Below are 22,653 nucleotides of genomic sequence, written 5' to 3'. Positions count from 1 at the left end.
CCGCGGTTACCTTGAACTCCGCCGCCACACGCGTATTCGGCTTCCCGCCCCCGCACTCCAAGACGATGCGTGCCCGCTCGACAAAACGGGGCGCCACCGCCCCGCCCGCCCAGCGCAGCAACTCGGCGCGCTCCTCAGAGGATCTCTTCGGCTGTCTTGGTCCACCCGTCCAGCGTGTTGCGGAGCGCGATTGCCGCGTGCATGGCCGGTTCGCTCAAGATCCGGTCGTGCGCCTCGCGGCCCCCTACGATCGCAGGGTGGGGATGTCGAGAGCTTCCAGAACAGCCCGCACCAAGTCACGCACGGCGCTTGAGGGAACAGCCCATTCGGGGATGTTGTAGGAACCCTCCATACTGATCCACTGGCCCTTGCGTCTCACTCATGTCTCTCACCAAATCGGCGGCGAGATGCGGACTTTGGGCCTCCGACCCGGTCCTCCGTGCTCTCTGTGGACCCCACGTACTGGGGTGGTCGTGTTACATACCCCACAGCGAGAAATGTCAAGCAAGGAAAAAGACCAGGTCAGAGGCTGTATCACGCCCTAGATCGAAGATCGTTTCTCACAGTCTGTCGAGCAATGCTCAAGACCTGATAGCACTGCTTGGTGAAGGGCAGGCCGGGCAGACAGGCGACAGAGCTGTTCGGGTCGAGGGCGAACGGCCAGAAGGAGAGGTTGAGGAGGAATCCGAAGAGGTGCACCCCCGGACGATGCCGAAAGCGCGTGACGCCAGCCAGAGCGTCCCGAGCGGTAACTCTCCGTGCTTGTTCGGTACGGGGAAAGCGCCAACTGACAGGGGCGCGAGCGCGCCGCACCAGCCCGGCTGCTCAACGCCGACCACGGCTCGGGGGGGGCGGCGGTCCGAAGGCCGCTCGGGCCCGGGGCCCCAGCGGGCCAGACCGAGCAGTTTTCGAGAAGTATCGGCGACTCAGCCGCCCTACCGTCGAGGACATGAACTCCATCGACTCCGTCACCCTTGAGGTGGCCGACACCACAGCCGCCGCCCGCTTCTACTCCACCGCGTTCGGACTGGTCCCGCCGCAAGTGCGCCTGCGTGCCTCCGAAGCCCCCACGACCGGCTTCCGCGGTTTCACCCTGTCGCTCGTGGTGTCCCAGCCGGGCAACGTCGACGCGCTTGTCGGCGCCGCCCTCGACGCCGGCGCGACCGCCCTCAAGCCCACCTCGAAGTCCCTGTGGGGCTACGGCGGCGTCGTTCAGTCCCCGGACGGCACGATCTGGAAGATCGCGACATCGGCGAGGAAGGACACGGGCCCGGTCACCCGGGACTTCGACGAGCTCGTGCTCCTGCTGGGCGTCGAGGATGTGAAGGCCACCAAGCAGTTCTACATCGAACAGGGTCTCACTGTGGGTAAGAGCTTCGGCGGCAAGTACGTCGAGTTCGCCACCGGGCCGGGCCCCGTCAAGTTGGCTCTGTACAAGCGCCGTGCCCTCGCCAAGGACGCGGGTGTCCCCGCCGTCGGCACCGGATCGCACCGGCTGGTGCTCTCCAGCAACGCCGACCCGTTCAGCGACCCGGACGGGTTCCTCTGGGAAACCACTACTCCACTGACCGTCACCGCCTGACCCGAGTGACCTCCGATTACAGGACGGCACTTACAGAGGAGGCCCCCCATGGCCTACGGCTGCATCGCATCGCCGAAGACCCGGACTGGTTCCCGCGCCGAAGCCGTCTCCATTCTTCCGAGCGCCGCCGACGGCCGGACGAAAAGGATGTGCCCGATGTCGTACCGGTGAACATCTCCCGCCACCTCACCGACCGGGCCCTGCGCATCGCCCATGCACTGATCACCGAAGCCGAACGGCGCGGCTGGGAGGTCACTACCGACAGCAGTCCGCACCGCGGGGAAGCGACCCACCAGCTGGTCATCCGCATCGGCGCCCACGACTACCCCTGGCAGATCACCGAACTCACGAGCAAAGCACCCCATGAGCCCACACCCCAGGAACTGCGCAACCTCGAGAAGAATCCCTGGGCGCAGAAGCCTCCGAAGTACGACCACCATCCCGACGGCCGCCTGAGGATCGCGTCCCCCCACCAGAGCAGCTACTACGCCTCGCCCTACAGCTGCGCGGACGGCGCAAGGTGGAAACTGGAAGACCGGCTCGGCCACCTCCTGCGCGACCTGGACCAGCTTGCCGTAAATGCCGAACAGCAACGCATCGCGAAGGAACAGGAAGAGGCCGCACGCAAGCGGAACTGGTACAAGGCGCTGCGCCAGGCCCGTGCAGCCCAGATCACACAGCACCGCGGGGCGGTTCTCACCGGTCAGGTGGAACGCTGGCGCCTGGCGCAGGACATCCGGGCGTTCTGCTCCGCAGCCCGCCAGGCGGACGTCGCGGCGGACTGGACGCAGTGGGCCGAGCAGTACGCGGCGTCCATCGACCCGCTCGCCGATGCTCTCGCCGCTCCCGCCGGTCCTCCGGCCCCACCACACGACCTGCGCGACTGCTTCAGAGGCGGCACCTACGCCTATCCGTGGCCGTTCAGCAAAGACGGCCAGTGGAATCTGGCCGACGACGCCATGGGAACCACCGGCGACCGACACCCCGGCTGTGCAGGTGCCGGCCCGCCACGGGACAGCCGCAGGTGAGGGCTGGAGCCGATCGCGGGCCAGCGACAACGTCGTTGTGGATCTGGAGGAGTTCCGGCGCCACGGCGAAGGGATGTTCTCCAGCGATCCGCGTGCGGACCGCTTCCGCGGTCTGCCGGTCGGACAGCCCTTCGGCGAACTGCAACACCGTGACCAGCATCAGCACTCCAGGCAGAACCGCTGGACGGGCCACCGTCGGGAAGAGCTGCCCGATGTCCTCGGCGGAGAAGACCTCCGCGAACTCATCCCGCAGCCGCATCGCCGGCGTGCCCTTCGGACACACCGTCCACGCCACCCGCGCCGTCTCCGCCGGAATCTCTCCCAGCCCCACTGCCGCAGCGACACCCTCCCCGAACACAACGTCGGCCTTCACCGCCACAACCAGGCGGTGAAGGCCGACGTCACGCTCAGCCCTCGGCTTTCCCAGTAGTGTCCGTACGGCTGGGGGCTTCTGTCTGTCCGCGGGCTACCCCTGCTGGATCTCTCACACTCGTCTCACAGACCCCACGGAAGAGCGCAGTCGGAGTGCATCCGACCTGCGCTCTACAGACTCCATAGACGGGGCAGACCCCCTCTGGACGCCGGGTAAACTCCGTACACGTGACCGCCGCACCCGCAAAGCCCCGCATCCCGAACGTCCTCGCCGGACGTTACGCCTCCGCCGAGCTCGCCATGCTCTGGTCGCCCGAGCAGAAGGTGAGGCTGGAGCGGCAGCTCTGGCTCGCCGTGCTGCGGGCCCAGAAGGACCTCGGTATCGAGGTGCCCGAAGCCGCCCTCGCCGACTACGAGCGGGTCATCGACACCGTCGACCTGTCGTCCATCGCCGAGCGCGAGAAGGTCACCCGGCACGACGTGAAGGCGCGGATCGAGGAGTTCAACGACCTCGCCGGGCACGAGCACGTCCACAAGGGCATGACCTCCCGCGACCTCACCGAGAACGTGGAGCAGCTGCAGATCCGGCTCTCGCTGGAGCTGGTGCGCGACCGTTCGGTGGCCGTGCTGACGCGGCTCGGGAAGCTCGCGGGCGAGTACGGCGAGCTGGTCATGGCCGGCCGCTCGCACAACGTGGCCGCGCAGGCCACCACCCTCGGGAAGCGGTTCGCGACCGCCGCCGACGAGCTGCTCGTCGCGTACGCCCGGGTCGAGGAGCTGCTCGCGCGGTATCCGCTGCGCGGTATCAAGGGGCCCGTGGGCACCTCTCAGGACATGCTGGACCTGCTCGGCGGTGACGCGGCCAAGCTCGCCGAGCTGGAGCAGCGGATCGCCGGTCATCTGGGCTTCTCCACCGCCTTCACCTCCGTCGGTCAGGTCTACCCGCGTTCGCTCGACTACGAGGTCGTCACCGCGCTGGTGCAGCTGGCCGCCGCGCCCTCCTCGACCGCCAAGACGATCCGGCTGATGGCCGGGCACGAGCTGGTGACCGAGGGCTTCAAGCCCGGCCAGGTCGGCTCGTCCGCGATGCCGCACAAGATGAACACGCGTTCCTGCGAGCGCGTCAACGGGCTCATGGTGATCCTGCGCGGCTACGCCTCGATGACGGGCGAGCTGGCGGGCGACCAGTGGAACGAGGGCGACGTGTCCTGTTCGGTGGTGCGCCGGGTGGCCCTCCCCGACGCGTTCTTCGCCCTCGACGGGCTGCTGGAGACCTTCCTGACGGTCCTCGACGAGTTCGGCGCCTTCCCGGCCGTCGTCGCGCGCGAACTGGACCGCTACCTCCCCTTCCTCGCCACCACCAAGGTGCTGATGGGCGCGGTGCGCGCGGGTGTCGGGCGTGAGGTCGCGCACGAGGCCATCAAGGAGAACGCCGTCGCCTCCGCGCTCGCCATGCGTGAGCAGGGCGCCGAGCGCAACGAGCTCCTCGACAAGCTCGCCGCCGACGAGCGCATCCCCCTGGACCGCGCGCAGCTCGACGCCCTGATGGCCGACAAGCTGTCGTTCACCGGCGCCGCCGCCGACCAGGTCGCCGCCGTGGTCGCGCGGATCGAGGAGATCGCCAAGCAGCATCCGGAGGCCGCGGCCTACACCCCCGGAGCGATCCTCTGACCCGCTTCACCCAGGCCGAACTGGATGCCGCCCGCGACCGTCTCGTACCGGACGTCGTCGCGGATGGCCTCCACGTGCTGTTCTGCGGCATCAATCCCGGCCTGATGACGGCGGCGACGGGCCATCACTTCGCCCGCCCCGGCAACCGTTTCTGGCCGGTACTCCACCTCTCCGGGTTCACCCCGAGGCTGCTGAAGCCCACCGAACAGGGCGAGTTGCTCGCGTACGGGCTCGGCATCACGAACGTCGTCGCGCGGGCGACCGCCCGGGCCGACGAACTGTCCGCGGAGGAGTACCGCGAGGGCGGCCGTCTGCTGGCCGCGAAGGTGACACGGCTGCGGCCCCGCTGGCTGGCCGTGGTGGGCGTGACGGCGTACCGGGCCGCATTCGACGACCGCAAGGCCCAGGTGGGCCCTCAGGAGCGGCTGATCGGGGACACGCGCGTGTGGGTACTGCCCAACCCGAGCGGCCTGAACGCGCACTGGACGGCCGCGACCATGGCGGAGGAGTTCGGACGGCTGCGGGAGGCGGCCTCCTAGGGTTGTACGGCGGCCACGTACGGCCATCACGCGTCCCGGTGTCGTACGCTCCACGCCCCCGCCAGCAGCGCGCCGGCCGCCCACAGCGCGGTCACCGCCAGGCCGGTCCACGGGCCCAGTGAGCCGTCCCAGCTCTGATGGAACACCACCTGGCCCGCCTTGTCGGGCAGGAAGTCGGCGACGGTGCCCGAGACTCCGCCGACCACGAACGAGACGATGAGCAGGAACGGGATCAGGATGCTCAGCGTGGCGACGCCGCTGCGCAGCAGGGCGGTCAGGCCGGCCGCGAGCAGGGCCATCAGCGTGAGGTACAGGCCGCAGCCGATCACGCCACGGAGGCTCTCGTCCCAGGTCAGGGCGTTCGCGTCGGCGCCGAGGACCGCCCTGCCGACGGCCAGGCTCACTCCCCCGGCGACCAGGCCGACGGCCAGGACAGGGAGGGCGACGGCGGCCGTCTTGGCCACGAACCAGCGCCCCCGGCGGGGCACCGCGGCCAGCGTGACGCGCAGGCCGCCGCCATGGAACTCGGACGACACCGCCGTGGCGCCGAAGGCCACCGCCGCGATCTGCCCGAAGCTGATCCCGAAGAACGCCGAGAACAGCGGGTCGAAGTCCGCCTCGCCTGCGCCGGAGTCGAGCCCCGCGAGCGCCGAGAACAGCCCCGTGACCAGGACGACCGCGCCCAGCGCCCCGAGCAGCGACCGCAGGGTACGGATCTTGATCAACTCGGCGTGGAGTACGGGTACGAAGGACATGCTCAGGCCTCCTGGGACTGCTGGGGCTGGGGCTGGGGCTGGCGGACGGGCGCTGGGGCCGGTGTCGTGGTGAACTCGGTCTCCGACGCCGTCAGGTCCAGGTAGGCCTGCTCCAAGGTGCCTTCGTCGGTGGCCAGTTCGAGGACGGTCAAGCCCGCGGCCGAGGTGAGCCGGCCGATGTCCTCCACGCGCGCGTGCTCCACGGTCCAGTGATCGTCCGGACCGTCGGGGCCGCTGTCGTGCGCGGCGGCCTCGTAACCGTGCTCTGCCAGTAGTCGGCGGAGGGCGGTGCCGTCCGGGGTGCGCACGCGCACGCGTGGCCGTACGCGTGCGTCGATGAACTCGCGCATCGGGGTGTCGGCGAGCAGGCGTCCCCTGCCCAGGACTACGAGGTGGTCGGCGAAGGACGCGGTCTCGTTCATGAGATGGCTGGAGACCAGGACCGTACGGCCCTCCTGGGCCAGCCGGCGCAGCAACTCGCGGATCCAGACGATGCCTTCGGGGTCGAGTCCGTTCGACGGCTCGTCGAGCATCACCACCTCGGGGTCGCCGAGCAGTGCAGCCGCGATGCCCAGCCGCTGGCGCATGCCCAGGGAGTACGTCTTCACCCGGCGGCGAGCCACGGAGGTGAGCCCTGTCTCGGCCAGCACCTCGTCGACCCGGCGGTCCGGGATGCGGTTGCCCACGGCGAGCGCACGGAGGTGGTCGCGAGCGGTACGGGAGCCGTGGGCGGCCTGGGCGTCGAGGAGGGCGCCGACCTTGCGGAGGGGCTCGCGGAGGGCGGCGTAGGCCCGGCCGCCCACGGTGGCGGTGCCGTGGGTCGGCCGGTCCAGGCCGAGCACGAGCCGCATGGTGGTGGACTTTCCGGCGCCGTTGGGGCCGAGGAAGCCGGTGACGCGGCCGGGCCGGACGCTGAAGGTGAGGTGGTCGACGGCTCGTGCGGTGCCGTACTCCTTGGTGAGGTCGTGCACGTCGATGCTGGTCATGGCAGCAGCCTGCCGGGGCGGGCGGTGGCGGGGCCTCCCCCGCCGGTGGAGAGCGTCTCCCCCGCCCGGGGGAGGCCCTTTGTCAGTGGTGGCTGTCACGATGTCGGCATGGCCCGCTTCCTGCGCCCGCTGCTGCGGGGGACGACGTACACCCGCTTGCTGCACCTGTGGGTGCCGATGCTCATCGTGAGCGTGTGGCTGTTCATCGACATGTCGAGTCCGTGGGTGCCCGCGGCGGTCCTGCTGCCGGTCGGGCTGATTCCGGCCGTGCGGCTGGGCGAGGGGGTGCAGGCGCGGCTGCTGCTGACGCATGGTGAATCGGTGTCCGAGTCGGCGATCTCCGTCGCGCCGTCGGCGAGTTGGTGGGACCGGTTGCGGACGGTGCTGTGGCTGGAGGTGCGGATGATTTTGGGGCCGGTGGCGATGGGGGCCAGTGTCTGGCTGCCGCTGACCTGCGTCGACCTGGTCCGGGCCGCGACCGGGTACTTCTCCGACGACAACCCGTTCCTGCCTGCCTCACAGCCGCCCTGGGTGTACGTCCTGCTCGCCCCGCTGCCTCTGATCGCCTTCTACGGTGTGGTGGTCGGCCTGGGCGAGCTGGTCACAGCCGCCGCGCGCAGCCTGCTGGGCCCCTCGCCGTCCGAGCGGCTCGCCGCACTGGAGGTGCGCACCGAGCAACTCCTGGAGCGCAGCCGTATAGCCCGCGAACTGCACGACTCCATAGGCCACGCGCTCACGGTGGCGGTGGTCCAGGCGGGCGCCGCCCGGACGGCTTGCGACCCGGAGTTCACCGACCGTGCCCTCGGCGCCATCGAGGAGACCGGCCGGGCCGCCCTGGAGGATCTTGAGCGGGTGCTGGGTGTGCTGCGCGAGTCGGACCGCCCCGCGAGCAGCCGCCCCACCCTGGCCGAGGCCGACCGCCTCCTGGAGTCCGCGCGCGCCTCCGGGACGAAGGTCGACGCCGAACTCGTCGGCCCGCTGGACACTTTGCCGGGTCCGGTGTCCCGCGAGGGCTACCGGATCCTCCAGGAGTCGCTCACCAACGTGTTGCGGCACGCGGGTTCGGTCCCGGTGCGGGTCCGGGTGGCGTTCGCCGGCGGCACGCTGGTGCTCGACGTCCGCAATCCGACGGCCACCCCGATACCGGGTCCGGGCCGGGGCAGCAACGGCCTGCGCGGGATACGGGAACGAGCGGCGCTGCTGGGCGGGCGGGCGTGGACAGGGGTGGAGGAGGGGGCGGCGGGTGAGTGGCGGGTGCGCGTCGAACTGCCGGTCGGGGAAGGCCTGGTGAGGCCGGGAGCGCGCCTCGGTGGACGCGGCGGAAAGGCCGGAAGGCACCCGAGGAACGGAGGGCGACGGCCGAGTGCGGTCCTCGGTGCCGGGAGAAGCGGCTGACCGGGTACGCGCCCTCCGCCGGCCCCGCCTCTCCTCCGTGTCCGGCGCCGCGCACCGGGTTGATCTACGCTGCCCGGATGCCCATAACCGTGCTCCTGGTCGATGACGAGCCCCTCGTACGGGCCGGTCTGCGGGCCGTGTTGGAGGCTCAGCCCGATATCGAGGTCGTCTGGGAGGCCGCTGACGGGGCCGCCGTCATACCGTTGGTCAGGCAGTTGCGGCCGGACGTCGTCGCCATGGATGTGCGGATGCCCTTGATGGACGGCATCGAGGCCACGCGCGCGCTGCTGCGGACCGTGCCGGACCCGCCGAAGATCCTGGTGGTGACGACGTTCGAGAACGACGAGTACGTGTACGAGGCGCTGCGGGCCGGTGCCGACGGGTTTCTGCTCAAGCGGGCCCGGCCGGCCGAGATCGTGCACGCGGTGCGTCTGGTCGCCGAGGGCGAGTCGTTGCTGTTCCCGGCCTCGGTACGGCGGTTGGCTGCCGAGTACGGGAACGGCGACAGCGGCGGGAACCGGGCCGCACGGGCGGTACTGGAGCGGGCGCGGCTGACCGAGCGCGAGGCTGAGGTGCTGCGGCTGATGGCGCGGGGACTGTCCAACGCGGAGATCGCCGTCCGACTGGTCGTCGGGACCGAGACGGTGAAGTCGCACGTCAGCGCGGTGCTGGCGAAACTGGGCGCCCGGGATCGTACGCAGGCGGTCATCGTGGCGTACGAGTCCGGGTTCGTGGCGCCCGGATGATCCACGCCCGCCGGAGAGGTCGGGAGCGTCCGGCTCTCGCCCGGGTGCTCCGCGCCGAGTACGATCCGCCCCACGCGCGCACGAACTGGGAGGACGTACGTTGGGGCAGCTGACCGGTGGGGATCCCTCGCTGCTGAGAAGGATCAACTCCGCGGTGGTGCTGCACGCGCTGCGTGCCACGGACTGCGCGACACTGACCGAGATCACCCGGGTGACCGGGCTGTCCCGGCCGACCGTCGAGGGCGTCGTCGAAGGGCTCATCGAGGCCGGGCTCGTCGTCGAGAAGGCCGCCGACGAGAGCGTCGCGCGGCGGCAGGGGCGGCCCGCGCGGCGGTTCCGGTTCCGGGCGGAGGCCGGGCATCTGCTGGGGCTGGAGATCGGGTCCCATCGCGTTGCCGCGCTGCTGTCCGACCTGGACGGGCGGCTTCTGGGGTCGATCTCGAAGGACGTCGACGAGGCGGCACCCGCGGACGAGCGGCTGGAGCGGCTGCGCTCCGCGGTCGCCGAGTTGCTGCGCCGCGCCGGGGTGGCCCGCGACTCACTGCGGGCGGTGGGCGTGGCCACGCCCGGGATCGTGGAGGCCGACGGGGTCGTGAGGCTGTGCACGGCGCTGCCCGAGTGGACGGGGCTGCGGCTGGGTGAGCGGCTCAGCCGGTCCTTCAAGTGCCCTGTGCTCGTCGAGAACGACGCCAACGCGGCTGCCGTCGCCGAGCACTGGAAGGGCGCGGCGATCGACTCCGACGACGTGGTGTTCGTGCTGGCCGGGCTGAGTCCGGGCGCCGGTTCGCTGATCGGCGGGCGGCTGCACCGGGGGTTCGGCGGGGCGGCCGGGGAGATCGGCGCGCTGCATCTGCTGGGCCGGGAGGCGACCCCGGAGGCGCTGCTGTCGACTCCGGGCGAGCAGCTGAACCCGCTCGACGAGGTGGCGGTCGCCAAGGTGTTCGGCCGCGCTCGCGAGGGTGACGAGCAGGCCCGCGCGGCCGTCGACCGCTTCATCCAGCGGCTGGTCCACGACGTGGCCGCGCTCGTCCTGGCCCTCGACCCCGAGCTGGTCGTCGTCGGCGGCTGGGCGGCGGGGCTGGACGGCGTACTGGAACCCTTGCGCGACGAGCTGGCGCGCTACTGTCTGCGCCCGCCCGGCGTGGCCCTGTCTCTGCTCGGCGAGGCGGCCGTGGCGACGGGCGCGCTGCGGCTGGCCCTCGACCATGTCGACGAGCAGCTGTTCGCGGTGGAGAGCACGGTGACGGCCCGCCGTTGAGCGGGCCGAGAAAGCCCTGCGCCCCGGAACTGATGCGTATTGATGCTTTCCGGGGCACAGGGCTGTCGGACGGCCAGGCGGGTCAGGACGCGCGGCGTTCCGGGCCGTGGTGTATTTCCACTCCCCCGGTGTCGCCGAAGGTCAACCGGCACGTGTCAGCGCGATAGGTCGCCACGGAGAGTGCGGCCGTGCGGCCCTGGGTGAAGAAGCGGGTCGTGACGACGAGGACGGGGGCTCCGGGGAGGCGGTCCAGCTCCTTGGCGTCGTCCGCGCGGGCCGAGCCGAGTTCCACGGCGCGGTCCTGGCCCTCCAGGTCCAGGTGCTGGAGTTCGCGCAGCACCGCACGCGCGCGTGCCGCGCCGGACGGGGCGTCTATCGCCGACAGGTCGGGCACCGAGGCGGCCGGGACGTAGAGCAGCTCGGCGGCGACCGGCTGGCCGTGCGAGACGCGCGAGCGGCGCACGGTGTGGACGGCCTCGTCCTGGCCGGTCTCCAGGGCGGCGGCCACGGACACGGCCGGTACGGTCAGCGCGCTGTCCACGGGCTGCCAGGCGTCGCCCGCCGCACCCGGCCACACGTGCTGGGCCGTGCCGACGGGGACGCCCATGCGCGGCGGGGCGACGGTCGTACCGACACCGCGCCGGCGCTGGAGCCGGCCTTCGAGTTCGAGCTGTTCCAGTGCCTGGCGGAGCGTGGCACGGGCCACGCCGAAGCGGGCGGCGAGGTCACGCTCGTTGGGCAGGATCTCGCCCACCGTGAACTCGGAGTCCAGTGCCTGACTGAGCACGGTCTTCAGATGCCAGTACTTCGGCTCCGGCACCGTTTCCAACTGCGTGGTCCCCACCATGTCCTCCGCAATCGCCGTGGTCTCGGCGGCGTTTGGTGCCCTTGTTTATTAAAGGTTGTTGCACTTTCCTGCGACCATAGGGCGGCCCTGGGGCTTGGTCAAGACCAATCAGCCTTCCTGAGGAAGGGCCAGGGAGCGCACCTTATCCGGGTTTCGGATGATGTACACACACTGGATACGGCCGTCCGCCACATCCATCTGGAACACGGCGTCGGGCTTGCCGCCGTCCAGGATCAGCACGGCGAAGCCGCCGTTGACCTCCAGGAAGCGGAACGACGCGTCGACGAGACCCTTGCCCGCGGTGCCGATGACGAAGCGGCCCACGTGGTCGGCCGACTCCAGGATCCGGCGCGGCGCCCGCGCCAGGCCGCCGCTGTCGGCGACGAGGCAGACGTCCGGGGCGAGCAGTTCCATGAGGCCCGCGAGGTCACCTTGCTCCGCGGCGACGAGGAACCGTTCGGTCAGGTCACGGCGCTGGGCCGGGTCGACCTCGTAGCGCGGCCGGCGTTCGTCGACGTGCCGGCGGGCGCGTCCGGCGAGCTGGCGCACCGCCGGTTCGGTGCGGTCGAGCATCGCGGCGATCTCCACGAACGGGTACGCGAATGCCTCCCTGAGGACGAACACCGCGCGCTCCAGCGGCGAGAGGGACTCCATGACGACCATGACCGCGAGGGACACGGTGTCGGCGAGCACGGCCCGCTCGGCGGCGTCCGGAACGGTCCCCGCGGCACCGGTGAGTTCGGTGACGTACGGCTCCGGCAGCCACGGGCCCACGTATGTCTCGCCGCGTGCCTTCACCTGGCGCAGCCGGTCGATGGCGAGGCGGGTCGTGACGCGCACGAGATAGCCACGCGGTTCGCGTACGTCGGTCCGGTCGGCGGCGGACCAGCGCAGCCAGGCGTCCTGGACGACGTCCTCGGCGTCGGCGACCCGGCCGAGCATGCGGTAGGCGACGCCCATCAGGACGGGCCGGTGCTCTTCGAAGACGTCGTTCACGGTGTCGGCGGTCACCGCCCCATCCCAACCCGGCGCCGAGGGTGATGTCCAGCGCATTGTCGGCCGCCGCCCACCGGGGGCTACCGGTCAGTAGTAATTGCTGACAAGCTGTCTACGCAGTGCCCGTGGACAGCCACGCAGACGTGTACGACCGCGTACGACCGCGTACGACGAGGAGCAGCCCCATGTCCGCCACCGTCACCTTCGAGGTCCCCTCTCCGTACGACCCGGCTGCCGAGCCCGAGGCCGTGACCCTGTCGTACACGCGCGTGGGCGCCGGCGAACCTCTTCTGCTGCTGCACGGCATCGGGCACCACCGGCAGGCCTGGGACCCGGTGATCGACATTCTGGCCACCGAGCGCGATGTGATCGCCGTCGATCTTCCCGGGTTCGGCGCGTCCCCGGCGCTGCCGGACGGTTTCGCCCACGACCTGCCGACGATGACCGCTGTCTTCGGCGCCCTGTGCGAGGCGCTGGAGCTGGACCGGCCGCATGTGGCGGGCAACTCGCTGGGCGGCCTGCTGGCCCTGGAACTCGGGCGCGAGAAGCGCGTGCGGTCCGTCACCACGCTTTCCCCGGCGGGGTTCTGGTCGCAGGCCGAGCGGCGTTACGCGTTCGGGGTGCTGCTCGCGATGCGGCGGGCCGCGCGGAGCATGCCGGTGCCCCTGGTCGAGCGGCTGTCGCGCTCGGCGGCGGGGCGCAGCGTCCTGACGAGCACCATCTACGCCCGTCCAGGCCGCCGTTCACCCGAGGCCGTCGTCGCCGAGACGCTCGCCCTGGCGAACGCCCAGCGGTTCACGGAGACCCTCAGGGCCGGCCGCGACATCCGCTTCACGGACGACGTCCCGGGCGTCCCGGTCACCGTGGCGTGGGGCTCCCGGGACCTGCTGCTCGTGCGCCGCCAGGGCATCCGCGCCAAGCGGATCATCCCCAAGGCCCGCCTGATACGGCTCCCCGGCTGCGGCCATGTCCCGATGAACGACGACCCGGCGCTGGTCGCCCGGGTACTCCTCGACGGCAGCCGCTGACCGGCGCAGGACGGTCGACGCACCGGCCCCAAGAGCGACTCCGGCGCCGACAAGGGCGCTCCCGGCGGCCTGTACGGCGCCGTAGGAGCCCGTGCCGACGAGCGGGGCCGTGCAGGCCGCCGCGACGGGGATGAGGCCGGAGAAGAGCGTGGCGCGCTCCGCGCCGATCCGCTGCATGCCGATGTACCAGCACACGAAGCCGACGACGGTCACGACCGCCGCCTGCCACAGCAGTGCGGCGGTCTCGGTGGCGTCGGGCACTCGCAGCCAGCCGGTGCCGTCGAGGAGCACCCCGGCGAGCGCGGACTCGACGCCGGCGAGGCCGCACACGGTCGCTGACAGCAGCCGGGGCCCGAGAGGCCGCAGCACGGGTACGGCGAGCACCGCGAACCCGACCTCACCGGCCAGCGCGCACCCGGAGAAGGCGATGCCCACACCGTCGGTACGGCCCCACCCCTGGACCGCGAAGGCGCCCACCGCTACGGTCAACGCCCCGTACACCACGGCCCGCCTGGGCCGTCGCCCGTCCAGCAGGGGGACCAGGACCGCCACGACCACGGGCGCGCAGCCCACGAACACCCCGGGCACCGCCGGTTCCGCGCTGCGTTCGGCGGCGATGACGGCCAGGTTGAATCCGACCATGCCGACGGCGGAGAGCAGCGCGAGGCGAATCCACTGGCGGGCGGTGAGCGCCCGCAGCGGGGCGGCGCCACCCCGGCCGACCAGGGGCAGAAGCAGCAGACAGGCCAGGCCGTAGCGCAGGAACTGGCCGCCCGCGTACGGGTAGTCGCCGAGGACACTGTTGGCGGTGAAGGAGCAGCCGACGAGGACGGCGGCGAAGGCCGCGAGGAGGGCCCCGCGCGCGGGGGTGATGTCGGCCGGGTCTGCGGTGGCGTTCATGGAGATGACGCTAGGGACGGCGGCGGACCGGTTTAAGGTCCACTTCCATGACGTCATCGGGGACCAGTCCGGGCGGACTGCCGGGCTCCGCCGCCTGGGAGTTGCTGCTGCCGGCCGCTGCCGCACCGTCACGCGCGCGTGGGCGTTCACTTCAGGAGGCGCTCCGGGAAGCGGTCCGGTCGGGGCGGCTCGTACCGGGGACGCGGCTGCCGTCGAGCCGGGATCTCGCGGCCGACCTCGGGGTGTCGCGGGGGCTGGTCACGGAGGCGTACGAGCAGTTGACCGCGGAGGGCTATCTGCGCAGCGGGCGCGGGGCCGGTACCTGGGTGGGCGGTGCAGCCCGGGCCGCCCGTCCACGCGCGCGGGACCTCGCGCCGCGCTCCCCCGGCGCCCGGGCCGACTTCCTGCCGGGCACCCCCGATCTGTCGCTGTTCCCGCGTGCCGCGTGGGCCGCCGCCCAGCGCGGGGTGCTCGCGGAGCTCCCCCATCACGCCCTCGGCTACCCGGATCCGCGCGGGCTGCCCCGGCTGCGGACGGCACTGGCTGAGCTGCTCGCGCGGCGCCGGGGCGTGGTCGCGGACCCGGAACGGCTGGTGGTCGTCTCCGGGGTGGCGCAGGCGACGACACTGCTCGGACACGTGCTTCACGCGCGCGGGTTGCGCGACATCGGCGTCGAGGACCCGGGGAGCCCGGAACACGGCTCCCTCTACGCCTCGGCCGGTCTGGACGCCGTACCGCTGCCCCTGGACGGCGAGGGACTGGACCTCGACGCGCTGCGGGTCTCGGGGGTGCGGGCGGTGATGACCACGCCCGCCCACCAGTTCCCGTCCGGGATCGCCTACTCCGCGGGCCGCCGCACCGAACTCCTCGACTGGGCGCGGTCGGTCGACGGGCTGGTGATCGAGGACGACTACGACGGGGAGTTCCGGTACGACCGAGCCCCCGTGGGCGCCCTCCAGGGGCTCGACCCCGAGCGCGTCGCCTACACGGGGTCCGTCAGCAAGTCGCTCGCGCCCGGGTTGCGGCTCGGCTGGCTCCTCGTACCGGAGTCGCTCGCCGAGGAGGTCGTGGAGCGGAAGCGGACGATGGACCTGGGGCATCCCGCCCTCGACCAGGAGCTGTTCGCGCGGTTCGTGGAGCGCGGCGACTACGACCGGCATCTGCGCCGGTGCCAGCGCGCCTACCGGGAACGGCGCGATGCCCTCGTAGCGGCGCTGGCGGAGTATTTCCCCGGGGCGGAGGTGTCGGGGATCGCGGCCGGTCTGCATGTGATCGCCGCACTGCCGGAGCGGTACGGGCCGCAGGACCGACTCCTGGAGCGGACGGCGGCGGCCGGGGTGGCGGTACGCCCGCTGACGGACTTCGCGCACGCGCCCGTGCGGGGTGGGGGCGTACGGCTGGTGCTCGGGTACGCGCAGTTGTCGCCCGCGCGGATCAGGGCGGGGATCCGGCTGGTGGCGGAGGCGCTGGCTCCCTGACGCCCCGCTTTCTGGCGCCTTCGACCCCTGACATCGGCTCGCCCACCGGTTCCCCTGTCCCGGCGGCAGTTGTTCATGTGTGGTTTGCGTGGGCGCTGCGGTGTCCCAGTAGTTGTGGCTGTGCACACTCGCCGGATCCTCTCCCCGGAGGCACGCCCCATGTCACCTTCTCCTCTGCCCGGTCGTCGCAGCGTGCTGCGCGGTTCGCTCGCCGCTTCGGCGGCCCTGACCCTGCCCGCCGCCGTCGGTGCGGCGGCTGCGCCCGCGTTCGCCCTGTCCGGGCGGCCGAAGGCCGGGTGGGGGGTTCAGACGGGTGATGTGACCGCCGACTCGGGGCTGGTGTGGGTACGGTCCGACCGGCCGGCCCGGATGGTCGTCGAGACGTCCGCCACCGAGTCGTTCCGCAACCCCCGCCGCTGGCACGGTCCGCTGCTCGGTACGGGCACCGACTTCACCGGTACGACCAGGCTGCGCGGGCTGCCGCCGGGCGAGCAGATCCACTACCGCGTGCTGCTCGCCGACCCCGACGACCCGCGCCGTACCGGCGAGCCGGTGACCGGCACCTTCCGTACGGCGCCGGCGCGGAGGCGCGACGGGGTGCGGTTCCTGTGGTCTGGGGACCTGGCGGGGCAGGGCTGGGGCATCAACCCGGATCTCGGCGGTTACCGGATCTATGACGCGATGGGGAAGCTCGACCCCGACTTCTTCCTGTGCAGCGGCGACAACATCTATGCCGACGGTCCGATAGCCGCGACCGCCGCGCTGCCCGACGGCAGCACCTGGCGGAACATCACCACCGAGGAGAAGTCGAAGGTCGCCGAGACGCTCGCCGAGTTCCGCGGCAACTTCCGCTACAACCTGCTCGACGAGAATCTTCGGCGGTTCAACGCCCAGGTCCCGTCGGTCATCCAGTGGGACGACCACGAGGTGCGCAACAACTGGTATCCGGGGGAGCGGATCCTCGACTCGGACACCCGTTACACCGAGAAGAGCGTCGACGCCCTCGCGGGCCGGGCCCGGCGGGCCTTCAGCGAGTACTTCCCGATCTCCACGCTCCGGCCGGGCGCCCGGGACGGCCGCGTGTACCGCGTGCTGCACCAGGGGCCGCTGCTCGACGTGTTCGTCCTCGACATGCGGACGTACCGCAACGCCAACTCCCCCGACGACCAGACCGTCGACCCGCAGGGCATCCTCGGCGCCGAGCAGTTGGAGTGGCTCAAGCGGGAGCTGTCCTGCTCGCGCGCCGTGTGGAAGGTGATCGCCGCCGACATGCCGCTGGGCCTGGTCGTGCCGGACACCACCGAGGGCAAGGCCAACATCGAGGCCGTCGCACAAGGTGACCCGGGCGTACCGCTGGGGCGCGAGCTGCAGATCGCCGAGCTGCTGCGGTACGTCAAGCACCGGCGGATCACCGGAACGGTCTGGCTGACCGCCGACGTCCACCACACCTCGGCCCAGCACTACCAGCCCTCGCGGGCCGCCTTCACCGACTTCGAGCCGTTCTGGGAGTTCGTGTCGGGCCCGCTGAACGCCGGGGCGTTCCCCGCCAGCGCGCTCGACGGTACGTTCGGTCCCGAGCGGGTCTTCGTGAAGGCGCCGACCGCGGCGAACGTCTCCCCCGCCGGCGGCTACCAGTTCTTCGGCGAGGTCGACATCGACGGCGGCAGCGGGGAGCTGACGGTACGGCTGCGCGAGCAGGACGGGACCGTGCTGTTCACGAAGGTGCTGCAGCCGGGGCGGGTGGGGCAGTAGGGATACATACGGCATTAACTGTAAAAAAGTAAACCAAAGGGGCGGAATGCAACTTAACCCTTCGGTCACAGTCCGTTCGTGATCACGCAACACCGTTGGCGCATGGTGGCTGCATGACTCGAAACGTATGTGAGGAAACTTCTGCGGCGGACAGCCGCCCGGTACGTCAGTGGCGGCGGGACGTCGTCGAGCTCGCCGCGCTGCTGCGCACATGGTGGGCAAGCCGCCACGGTCACGCACCGCCGGAAGACAACGATGCCGGGGCCGGGGCCGGTATCGACACGGGTACCGGCGCGAGCGTGCTGTGGCGGATGCGGACGACGGTGAAGGACGAACCGGGATCGCTCGCCGCGCTGTGCATCGCTCTCGCCGAGCGGCGTATCGACATCCTCAGCCTGCAGACGCATCCGCTGGCCCGGGGCACGGTCGACGAGTTCCTGCTGCGCGCCCCCGGCGACCTCGCCGCCGCCGAGATCTCCGGGTCGGTGTCCCGGGCGGGCGGCTCCGGGACCTGGATCGAGCGGGCAGACGCCCACGACCTCGTCGACGCGCCGACCCGGGTGCTGGGCCTCGCCACCCGTACGGCCCTGGACGCTGCCGAACTGCCGCTCGCCCTGCGCCAGTTGCTCGGCCGGTGCACGATCCGTTCGCTGCCCGGCGGTGACTCGGCGGCGCGGGAGGGCGTGCCGGTCGAGGGCGCCCTGGAGGAGACGGACACGGTGATGCGGCTGCGCGCGCCGGAAGGCGGAGTGATCACCGTGGAGCGGCCGTATCTGCCGTTCACCCCGACCGAGTTCGCGCGGGCGCGGGCCCTGGTGGAGCTGGACGCGCGGCTCGGTCCCCGTGTCCCGCACGGCCGGGACGTACTGACGCTGCCGCGGGGCAACGCCATCACCGTACGGCGCGCCGACGCGAGCGACCTGAACGCCGCGAAAGCGATGCACGAGCGCTGCTCACCGCGCACCCTCTCGCTCCGCTACCACGGCCCGATGGGCGACGCCGACCGCTACCTGGGTCACCTTCTCAGCCCGCGCTACGGCCGCACACTCGCCGTACAGACCGCGTCGGGACGGGTGGTCGGCCTCGGTCACCTCCTCTGGGACGGCGACGAGACCGAGATCGCACTGCTCGTCGAGGACGAGTGGCAGCGGCGCGGCGTCGGCGGCGAACTCCTGCGCCGGCTGGTGTCGATGGCGCGCGAGGCGAACTGCGAGCACGTGTACGCCGTCACGCAGGCCTCCAACACGGGCATGGTCGCCGCGATGCGCGCCCTCGGCCTGCCCCTCGACTACCAGATCGAGGAGGGCACCCTCGTCATCACGGCCCGCCTGGACGCTACCCCGGTCGCCTCGCCGAAGACGTACGACCACAGCGCGCGGGACTGACCCCGTCACTGTTCCCGTACTGATCGCGCTCACGACCGGCCCGGCGGCTTCCTGCCGGGCCGGTCGCGCGTTCCGGCGTGAATCGACGTGACGCCGCCCGTCGTCGCATACGAGGATGGCCGCATGTCAGACATCAAGAACCCGCTGCCCCGAGAGGTCGCCGACGCCTACGTCGACGACCTCATCGCCCTCGACCCGGTCACCGGTACGTACCTCGGCGTGAAGGAGAGTTCGAGCCGGCTCCCGGACACCTCGCCCGCCGGACAGGAGGCCCTGGCGGAGCTGGCGCGGACGACGCTGGCACGGCTGGACGAGGCGGAGCAACAGCCCGGCGCGGACAGTGACATCGAGCGGCGCTGCGGGCGCCTGCTGCGCGAGCGGCTCACCGCCGAACTCGCCGTGCACGAAGCCGGCGAGGGCCTGCGCGCCGTCGGCAACATGCACACTGCCGCGCACTCGGTGCGCGAGGTGTTCACTGTGACGCCGACGGAGACGGACGAGGACTGGACGGCGGTCGCGGAGCGGCTGCGCGCGGTTCCGGCCGCGCTGCGGGGCTACCGGGAGAGCCTGACCCTGGGCCTGGAACGCGAGCTGTACGCGGGCCCGCGTCCCACGGCCACGTTCGTCGGGCAGCTCGGCGAGTGGTCCGACCTGGAGGGCAAGGGCCTCGGCTGGTTCGCGGACTTCGTGTCGGCCGGCCCCGGGGCGCTGCGCACCGAGCTGGACGAGGCGGCCCGGGTCGCGGACGAGGCCGTCGTCGAACTGCGGGACTGGATGCGGGACGTGTACGCGCCGGCCGTCGAGGGCGCGCCGAACACGGTGGGCCGGGAGCGGTACGCCCGCTGGTCGCGCTACTGGAACGGCACGGACCTGGACCTGGACGAGGCGTACGCGTACGGCTGGGCCGAGTACCACCGTCTCCTCGGTGAGATGAAGCAGGAGGCCGAGAACATCCTGCCCGGCGCCGCGACACCGTGGGTGGCGCTGGCGCATCTCGACGAGCACGGCAAGCACATCGAGGGTGTCGACGAGGTCCGCGAATGGCTCCAGGGCCTGATGGACGAGGCGATCGAGGCGCTGGACGGCACGCACTTCGAACTCGCCGAGCGGGTGAAGAGGGTGGAGTCCCGCATCGCGCCGCCCGGCAGCGCGGCGGCGCCGTACTACATGGCCCCGTCGGAGGACTTCTCGCGCCCCGGCACCACCTGGCTGCCGACGATGGGCCAGACCCGCTTCCCCGTGTACGACCTGGTCTCGACCTGGTACCACGAGGGTGTACCCGGCCACCATCTGCAGCTCGCGCAGTGGGCGCACGTCGCCGAGAACCTCTCCCGCTACCAGGCCACCGTCGGCGGCGTCAGCGCCAACTGCGAGGGCTGGGCACTGTACGCGGAGCGCCTCATGGACGAGCTGGGCTATCTCACGGACGCGGAGCAGCGCCTCGGCTACCTCGACGCCCAGATGATGCGGGCGGCCCGGGTCATCGTCGACATCGGCATGCACGTGGAACTGGAGATCCCGGCGGACTCCCCGTTCCACCCCGGCGAGCGCTGGACCCCGGAACTGGCGCAGGAGTTCTTCGGCGCCCACAGCAGCCGCCCCGCGGACTTCGTGGAGAGCGAGCTGACCCGCTATCTGACGATCCCCGGCCAGGCGATCGGCTACAAGCTGGGCGAACGGGCCTGGCTGCTGGGCCGGGAGAACGCCCAGCGCCGCCACGGCGACGCCTTCGACGCGAAGGCCTGGCACATGGCCGCACTGTCCCAGGGCTCCCTGGGACTGGACGACCTGGTGGACGAGCTGTCCCAACTGTGAGGTAGCCCGCCGAGAGCAACTCGGCGGCGGGGTAGGGGGGTTGTTGGGGCGGGGCGCGTGGCTCGGAGGACCCCCGCTCCCCGCCCCTGTCCTCGCGTCCGCTGTCGGAGGGCGCGGAATGGGCCGTCGTCGAGGCCAACGCCGCCTGGGCCAGCGGGCTTTACGCCTGCGATCCGGCTGCCGCCCTCGACGTCGTCCTGCACGCTGCCCGCCCGGAAGGGGAGTTCTGCTTGGCGGACCGCGCCTTCCTGCGCCCGCTGCCCGAAATCGTGCGGGACTGAAGGCCGTAGGGCGCCGAGGCTCGTACGGGATCGCCGCCGCGTTTGCTTCAGCAGCCGCAGTCCGCCGCGTCGACCGGGGCCGTCAGCGCGTCGGCGGCGCGGCGCTCCCGTCCCTCCCATGTCTCGAACTCGAAGCCCTCACGCACCCAGTACTCGAAGCCGCCCAGCATCTCCTTGACCTGGTAGCCGAGTTGGGCGAGGGCGAGGGCGGCACGGGTCGCTCCGTTGCAGCCGGGGCCCCAGCAGTACGTCACCACCGGTACGGACCTGTCGAGGAGCCCGGCGGCCTGCCCGGGGATCAGGGCCGTCGGCAGGTGGAGGGCGCCCGGGATGTGACCCTGGTCCCAGGACTCGGTGGAACGCGAGTCGATGACGACGAATCCGGGGTCGCCGTCGGCGGCGAGGGCGGCGGCCACGTCGGAGACGTCGGCGTGGAAGGCCAGGCTCGCGGCGAAGTGCACGGCGGCCTCGGCCGGGGAGGCGGGGGCGACGCGCAGAACGGGGTTGACGGCGGCGGCGGTGCTGACGCTCATGAGCTGCTGGCCTTTCCCTGCTGGGAGCCCGGGCCGGGACTCCATGGCCAGAAATCTATGGCCGACAGCGACTTCACCTGAAGGTGTGATCCACGGGCTTCCGCTTGTTCAGCCGGGGATTTCCCTGCTATTCCTCGGCCATGAGCACGTTTTCCCCGGATGCCACCGACTGGCGCATCCTCGATGTCCTCCAGCGCGACGGCCGAGCCTCTTTCGCCGAGCTGGCGCGCGCCGTCGCGATGTCCCCGAGCGCGGTCACCGAGCGGGTGCGGCGGCTGGAGGAGGCCGGTGTCATCCAGGGGTACTCGGCGGTCGTCGACCCGGAGCGGCTCGGCCTGCCGATCCTCGCCTTCGTCCGGCTCAGGTACCCGAATGGCAACTACAAGCCGTTCCACGACCTGGTCGCCGTGACGCCCGAGATCCTGGAGACGCATCACGTGACGGGCGACGACTGCTTCGTCATCAAGGTCGTCGCGCGTTCGATGCGGCATCTGGAGGAGGTGTCGGGGAAGATCGGCGCGCTGGGCTCGGTGACCACGAGCGTCGTCTACTCCTCGCCCCTCCCCCGCCGCGCCGTCGGCCAGTGAGCGCCTGAGCTCCGCCGACCTGTCCGGCTGGTCCGACTGATCCGGCCGGGGGGCCTCACTCGCCGCCCCGCTGGCGCACCACCGACCCCGATCTCCCCTTCACCACCTCCAGCTGGGCGTGGATCCGCCGCCGCAGATCCGGCACATGGCTGACGATCCCGACGCTGCGGTCTCGTTCTCGCAGCGAGTCGAGGACGTCGAGGACCTCGTCCAGCGTCTGGTCGTCGAGGCTGCCGAAGCCCTCGTCGATGAACAGGGTGTCGAGGCGGACCCCGCCGGCCTCGTCCGTGACGACGTCCGCGAGACCGAGGGCGAGAGCGAGGGAGGCGAAGAACGTCTCGCCGCCGGACAGGGTCGCCGTGTCGCGCTCGCGGCCGGTCCAGGCATCGACGACATGCAGGCCGAGGCCGCTGCGGCCCCGCCCGGCGCGGTCGTCGGAGTGGACGAGGGTGTATCGCCCGGACGACATCCGCCGCAGCGGTGCCGTCGCGGCGGCGGCCACCTGTTCCAGACGGGCCGCGAGGACGTACGACTCCAGCCGCATCCTGCGTTCGTTGTCCGCCGAGGTGCCCGCGGTGAGGGTGGCGAGGCGGGCCACCCGATCGTGGGCGGCCCGCAGCGGCGCGAGCCGACGGACGGCGGTGGCCGAGCGGGCGGACAGTCGGTCGAGTTCGGCGCAGCGGCTCGCGGCGGCGTCGCGCGCGGAGGCGGCCTCCCGC

The 22,653-nt window shown here is 71.6% G+C and carries 19 protein-coding genes and 4 pseudogenes; 14 read left to right on the top strand and 9 right to left on the bottom strand.

What is annotated here, in order from left to right; all coding sequences use genetic code 11:
* Positions 1-579: 579 nt before the first annotated feature.
* Positions 580-693: pseudogene (locus G3I71_RS51895) on the bottom strand (ECF transporter S component); the annotation flags it as partial.
* Positions 694-949: 256 nt separating this feature from the next.
* Between G3I71_RS51895 and G3I71_RS43350 the strand changes: the two are divergent.
* Complete coding sequence (locus G3I71_RS43350) at positions 950-1,582, top strand: glyoxalase (protein ID WP_164324092.1); 633 nt, start codon at positions 950-952, stop codon at positions 1,580-1,582.
* Between the two features lie 149 nt (positions 1,583-1,731).
* Complete coding sequence (locus G3I71_RS43345; protein ID WP_164324090.1) at positions 1,732-2,610, top strand: hypothetical protein; 879 nt, start codon at positions 1,732-1,734, stop codon at positions 2,608-2,610.
* An 85-nt stretch (positions 2,611-2,695) separates the two neighbouring features.
* Here the strand turns inward: G3I71_RS43345 and G3I71_RS51890 are convergent.
* Positions 2,696-2,797 (bottom strand): annotated as a pseudogene (locus tag G3I71_RS51890) (transposase); the annotation flags it as partial.
* 413 nt (positions 2,798-3,210) lie between these two features.
* Between G3I71_RS51890 and purB the strand changes: the two are divergent.
* Together purB and mug are read left to right on the top strand one after the other, a co-directional pair.
* Complete coding sequence (gene purB / locus G3I71_RS43335) at positions 3,211-4,653, top strand: adenylosuccinate lyase (protein WP_164324086.1); 1,443 nt, start codon at positions 3,211-3,213, stop codon at positions 4,651-4,653.
* Positions 4,650-5,192 carry a G/U mismatch-specific DNA glycosylase gene (gene mug / locus G3I71_RS43330; protein ID WP_164324097.1) on the top strand — a complete coding sequence of 181 codons (543 nt, stop codon included), beginning with the start codon at positions 4,650-4,652 and terminating at the stop codon, positions 5,190-5,192. Before purB ends, mug begins: the two co-directional genes overlap by 4 nt.
* 26 nt (positions 5,193-5,218) lie before the next feature.
* Here mug and G3I71_RS43325 read toward each other — a convergent pair whose 3' ends face one another.
* Both G3I71_RS43325 and G3I71_RS43320 read right to left on the bottom strand, forming a co-directional pair.
* Positions 5,219-5,947, bottom strand: a complete 729-nt coding sequence (locus G3I71_RS43325) for an ABC transporter permease (protein WP_164324084.1) — start codon at positions 5,945-5,947, stop codon at positions 5,219-5,221.
* A 2-nt stretch (positions 5,948-5,949) separates the two neighbouring features.
* A complete protein-coding gene (locus G3I71_RS43320; protein WP_164324082.1) occupies positions 5,950-6,933 on the bottom strand; it encodes an ABC transporter ATP-binding protein in 984 nt (327 codons plus the stop codon).
* 108 nt (positions 6,934-7,041) lie between these two features.
* On the opposite strand from G3I71_RS43320, the gene G3I71_RS43315 reads away from it, so the two are divergent.
* The 3 genes from G3I71_RS43315 (at position 7,042) to G3I71_RS43305 (ending at position 10,332) form a co-directional block, all read left to right on the top strand.
* On the top strand, positions 7,042-8,328 hold the full coding sequence (locus G3I71_RS43315) for a sensor histidine kinase (protein WP_164324080.1): 1,287 nt from the start codon (positions 7,042-7,044) through the stop codon (positions 8,326-8,328).
* Between the two features lie 77 nt (positions 8,329-8,405).
* Positions 8,406-9,074 (top strand): response regulator transcription factor, encoded by a 669-nt coding sequence (locus G3I71_RS43310; RefSeq protein WP_164324078.1) that lies wholly within the window; start codon positions 8,406-8,408, stop codon positions 9,072-9,074.
* A 100-nt stretch (positions 9,075-9,174) separates the two neighbouring features.
* On the top strand, positions 9,175-10,332 hold the full coding sequence (locus G3I71_RS43305; protein ID WP_164324076.1) for an ROK family transcriptional regulator: 1,158 nt from the start codon (positions 9,175-9,177) through the stop codon (positions 10,330-10,332).
* An 82-nt stretch (positions 10,333-10,414) separates the two neighbouring features.
* Here G3I71_RS43305 and G3I71_RS43300 read toward each other — a convergent pair whose 3' ends face one another.
* Positions 10,415-11,176, bottom strand: coding sequence for a GntR family transcriptional regulator (locus G3I71_RS43300; RefSeq protein ID WP_164324096.1), 762 nt, complete (start codon positions 11,174-11,176; stop codon positions 10,415-10,417).
* 111 nt (positions 11,177-11,287) lie between these two features.
* A complete protein-coding gene (sigJ, locus tag G3I71_RS43295) occupies positions 11,288-12,190 on the bottom strand; it encodes an RNA polymerase sigma factor SigJ (protein ID WP_164324074.1) in 903 nt (300 codons plus the stop codon).
* Positions 12,191-12,360: 170 nt separating this feature from the next.
* Between sigJ and G3I71_RS43290 the strand changes: the two genes are divergently transcribed.
* Positions 12,361-13,203, top strand: a complete 843-nt coding sequence (locus G3I71_RS43290; RefSeq protein WP_164324094.1) for an alpha/beta fold hydrolase — start codon at positions 12,361-12,363, stop codon at positions 13,201-13,203.
* A gap of 42 nt (positions 13,204-13,245) precedes the next feature.
* Here G3I71_RS43290 and G3I71_RS43285 read toward each other — a convergent pair.
* A pseudogene (locus tag G3I71_RS43285) lies at positions 13,246-14,103 on the bottom strand (EamA family transporter); the annotation flags it as partial.
* A 47-nt stretch (positions 14,104-14,150) separates the two neighbouring features.
* On the opposite strand from G3I71_RS43285, the gene G3I71_RS43280 reads away from it, so the two are divergent.
* The 5 genes and pseudogenes from G3I71_RS43280 to G3I71_RS43260 all read left to right on the top strand — a co-directional run.
* On the top strand, positions 14,151-15,581 hold the full coding sequence (locus tag G3I71_RS43280) for a PLP-dependent aminotransferase family protein (protein WP_164324072.1): 1,431 nt from the start codon (positions 14,151-14,153) through the stop codon (positions 15,579-15,581).
* Between the two features lie 159 nt (positions 15,582-15,740).
* A complete protein-coding gene (locus tag G3I71_RS43275; protein ID WP_164324070.1) occupies positions 15,741-17,333 on the top strand; it encodes an alkaline phosphatase in 1,593 nt (530 codons plus the stop codon).
* Between the two features lie 113 nt (positions 17,334-17,446).
* Positions 17,447-18,718: a GNAT family N-acetyltransferase gene (locus G3I71_RS43270; protein WP_164324068.1), complete on the top strand. Its 1,272-nt coding sequence runs from the start codon at positions 17,447-17,449 to the stop codon at positions 18,716-18,718.
* A 123-nt stretch (positions 18,719-18,841) separates the two neighbouring features.
* Positions 18,842-20,533, top strand: coding sequence for a DUF885 domain-containing protein (locus G3I71_RS43265; RefSeq protein WP_164324067.1), 1,692 nt, complete (start codon positions 18,842-18,844; stop codon positions 20,531-20,533).
* 110 nt (positions 20,534-20,643) lie between these two features.
* Positions 20,644-20,814 (top strand): annotated as a pseudogene (locus tag G3I71_RS43260) (DUF4343 domain-containing protein); the annotation flags it as partial.
* A gap of 47 nt (positions 20,815-20,861) precedes the next feature.
* Here G3I71_RS43260 and G3I71_RS43255 read toward each other — a convergent pair.
* Positions 20,862-21,347 (bottom strand): rhodanese-like domain-containing protein, encoded by a 486-nt coding sequence (locus tag G3I71_RS43255; protein WP_164324065.1) that lies wholly within the window; start codon positions 21,345-21,347, stop codon positions 20,862-20,864.
* A gap of 140 nt (positions 21,348-21,487) precedes the next feature.
* Here G3I71_RS43255 and G3I71_RS43250 point away from each other — a divergent pair, with 140 nt between their 5' ends.
* Positions 21,488-21,934 carry an Lrp/AsnC family transcriptional regulator gene (locus G3I71_RS43250; protein WP_164324063.1) on the top strand — a complete coding sequence of 149 codons (447 nt, stop codon included), beginning with the start codon at positions 21,488-21,490 and terminating at the stop codon, positions 21,932-21,934.
* A 55-nt stretch (positions 21,935-21,989) separates the two neighbouring features.
* Here the strand turns inward: G3I71_RS43250 and G3I71_RS43245 are convergent.
* On the bottom strand, positions 21,990-22,653 hold a 664-nt coding region (locus tag G3I71_RS43245; RefSeq protein ID WP_275409394.1), incomplete at its 5' end, for an SbcC/MukB-like Walker B domain-containing protein.

Source organism: Streptomyces sp. SID12501, from assembly GCF_010550245.1.
Classification (GTDB): Bacteria; Actinomycetota; Actinomycetes; order Streptomycetales; family Streptomycetaceae; genus Streptomyces.
This window is presented reverse-complemented; position numbering and strand designations above follow the sequence as displayed.

Bases quoted from the DNA above. Each gene is read 5' to 3' on its own strand.
- G3I71_RS43350 (WP_164324092.1), top strand. From the start codon at position 950: ATGAACTCCATCGACTCCGTCACCCTTGAGGTGGCCGACACCACAGCC.
- G3I71_RS43325 (WP_164324084.1), bottom strand. From the start codon at position 5,947: ATGTCCTTCGTACCCGTACTCCACGCCGAGTTGATCAAGATCCGTACC.
- G3I71_RS43320 (WP_164324082.1), bottom strand. From the start codon at position 6,933: ATGACCAGCATCGACGTGCACGACCTCACCAAGGAGTACGGCACCGCA.
- G3I71_RS43315 (WP_164324080.1), top strand. From the start codon at position 7,042: ATGGCCCGCTTCCTGCGCCCGCTGCTGCGGGGGACGACGTACACCCGC.
- G3I71_RS43310 (WP_164324078.1), top strand. From the start codon at position 8,406: ATGCCCATAACCGTGCTCCTGGTCGATGACGAGCCCCTCGTACGGGCC.
- G3I71_RS43290 (WP_164324094.1), top strand. From the start codon at position 12,361: ATGTCCGCCACCGTCACCTTCGAGGTCCCCTCTCCGTACGACCCGGCT.
- G3I71_RS43280 (WP_164324072.1), top strand. From the start codon at position 14,151: ATGACGTCATCGGGGACCAGTCCGGGCGGACTGCCGGGCTCCGCCGCC.
- G3I71_RS43275 (WP_164324070.1), top strand. From the start codon at position 15,741: ATGTCACCTTCTCCTCTGCCCGGTCGTCGCAGCGTGCTGCGCGGTTCG.
- G3I71_RS43270 (WP_164324068.1), top strand. From the start codon at position 17,447: ATGACTCGAAACGTATGTGAGGAAACTTCTGCGGCGGACAGCCGCCCG.
- G3I71_RS43265 (WP_164324067.1), top strand. From the start codon at position 18,842: ATGTCAGACATCAAGAACCCGCTGCCCCGAGAGGTCGCCGACGCCTAC.
- G3I71_RS43255 (WP_164324065.1), bottom strand. From the start codon at position 21,347: ATGAGCGTCAGCACCGCCGCCGCCGTCAACCCCGTTCTGCGCGTCGCC.
- G3I71_RS43250 (WP_164324063.1), top strand. From the start codon at position 21,488: ATGAGCACGTTTTCCCCGGATGCCACCGACTGGCGCATCCTCGATGTC.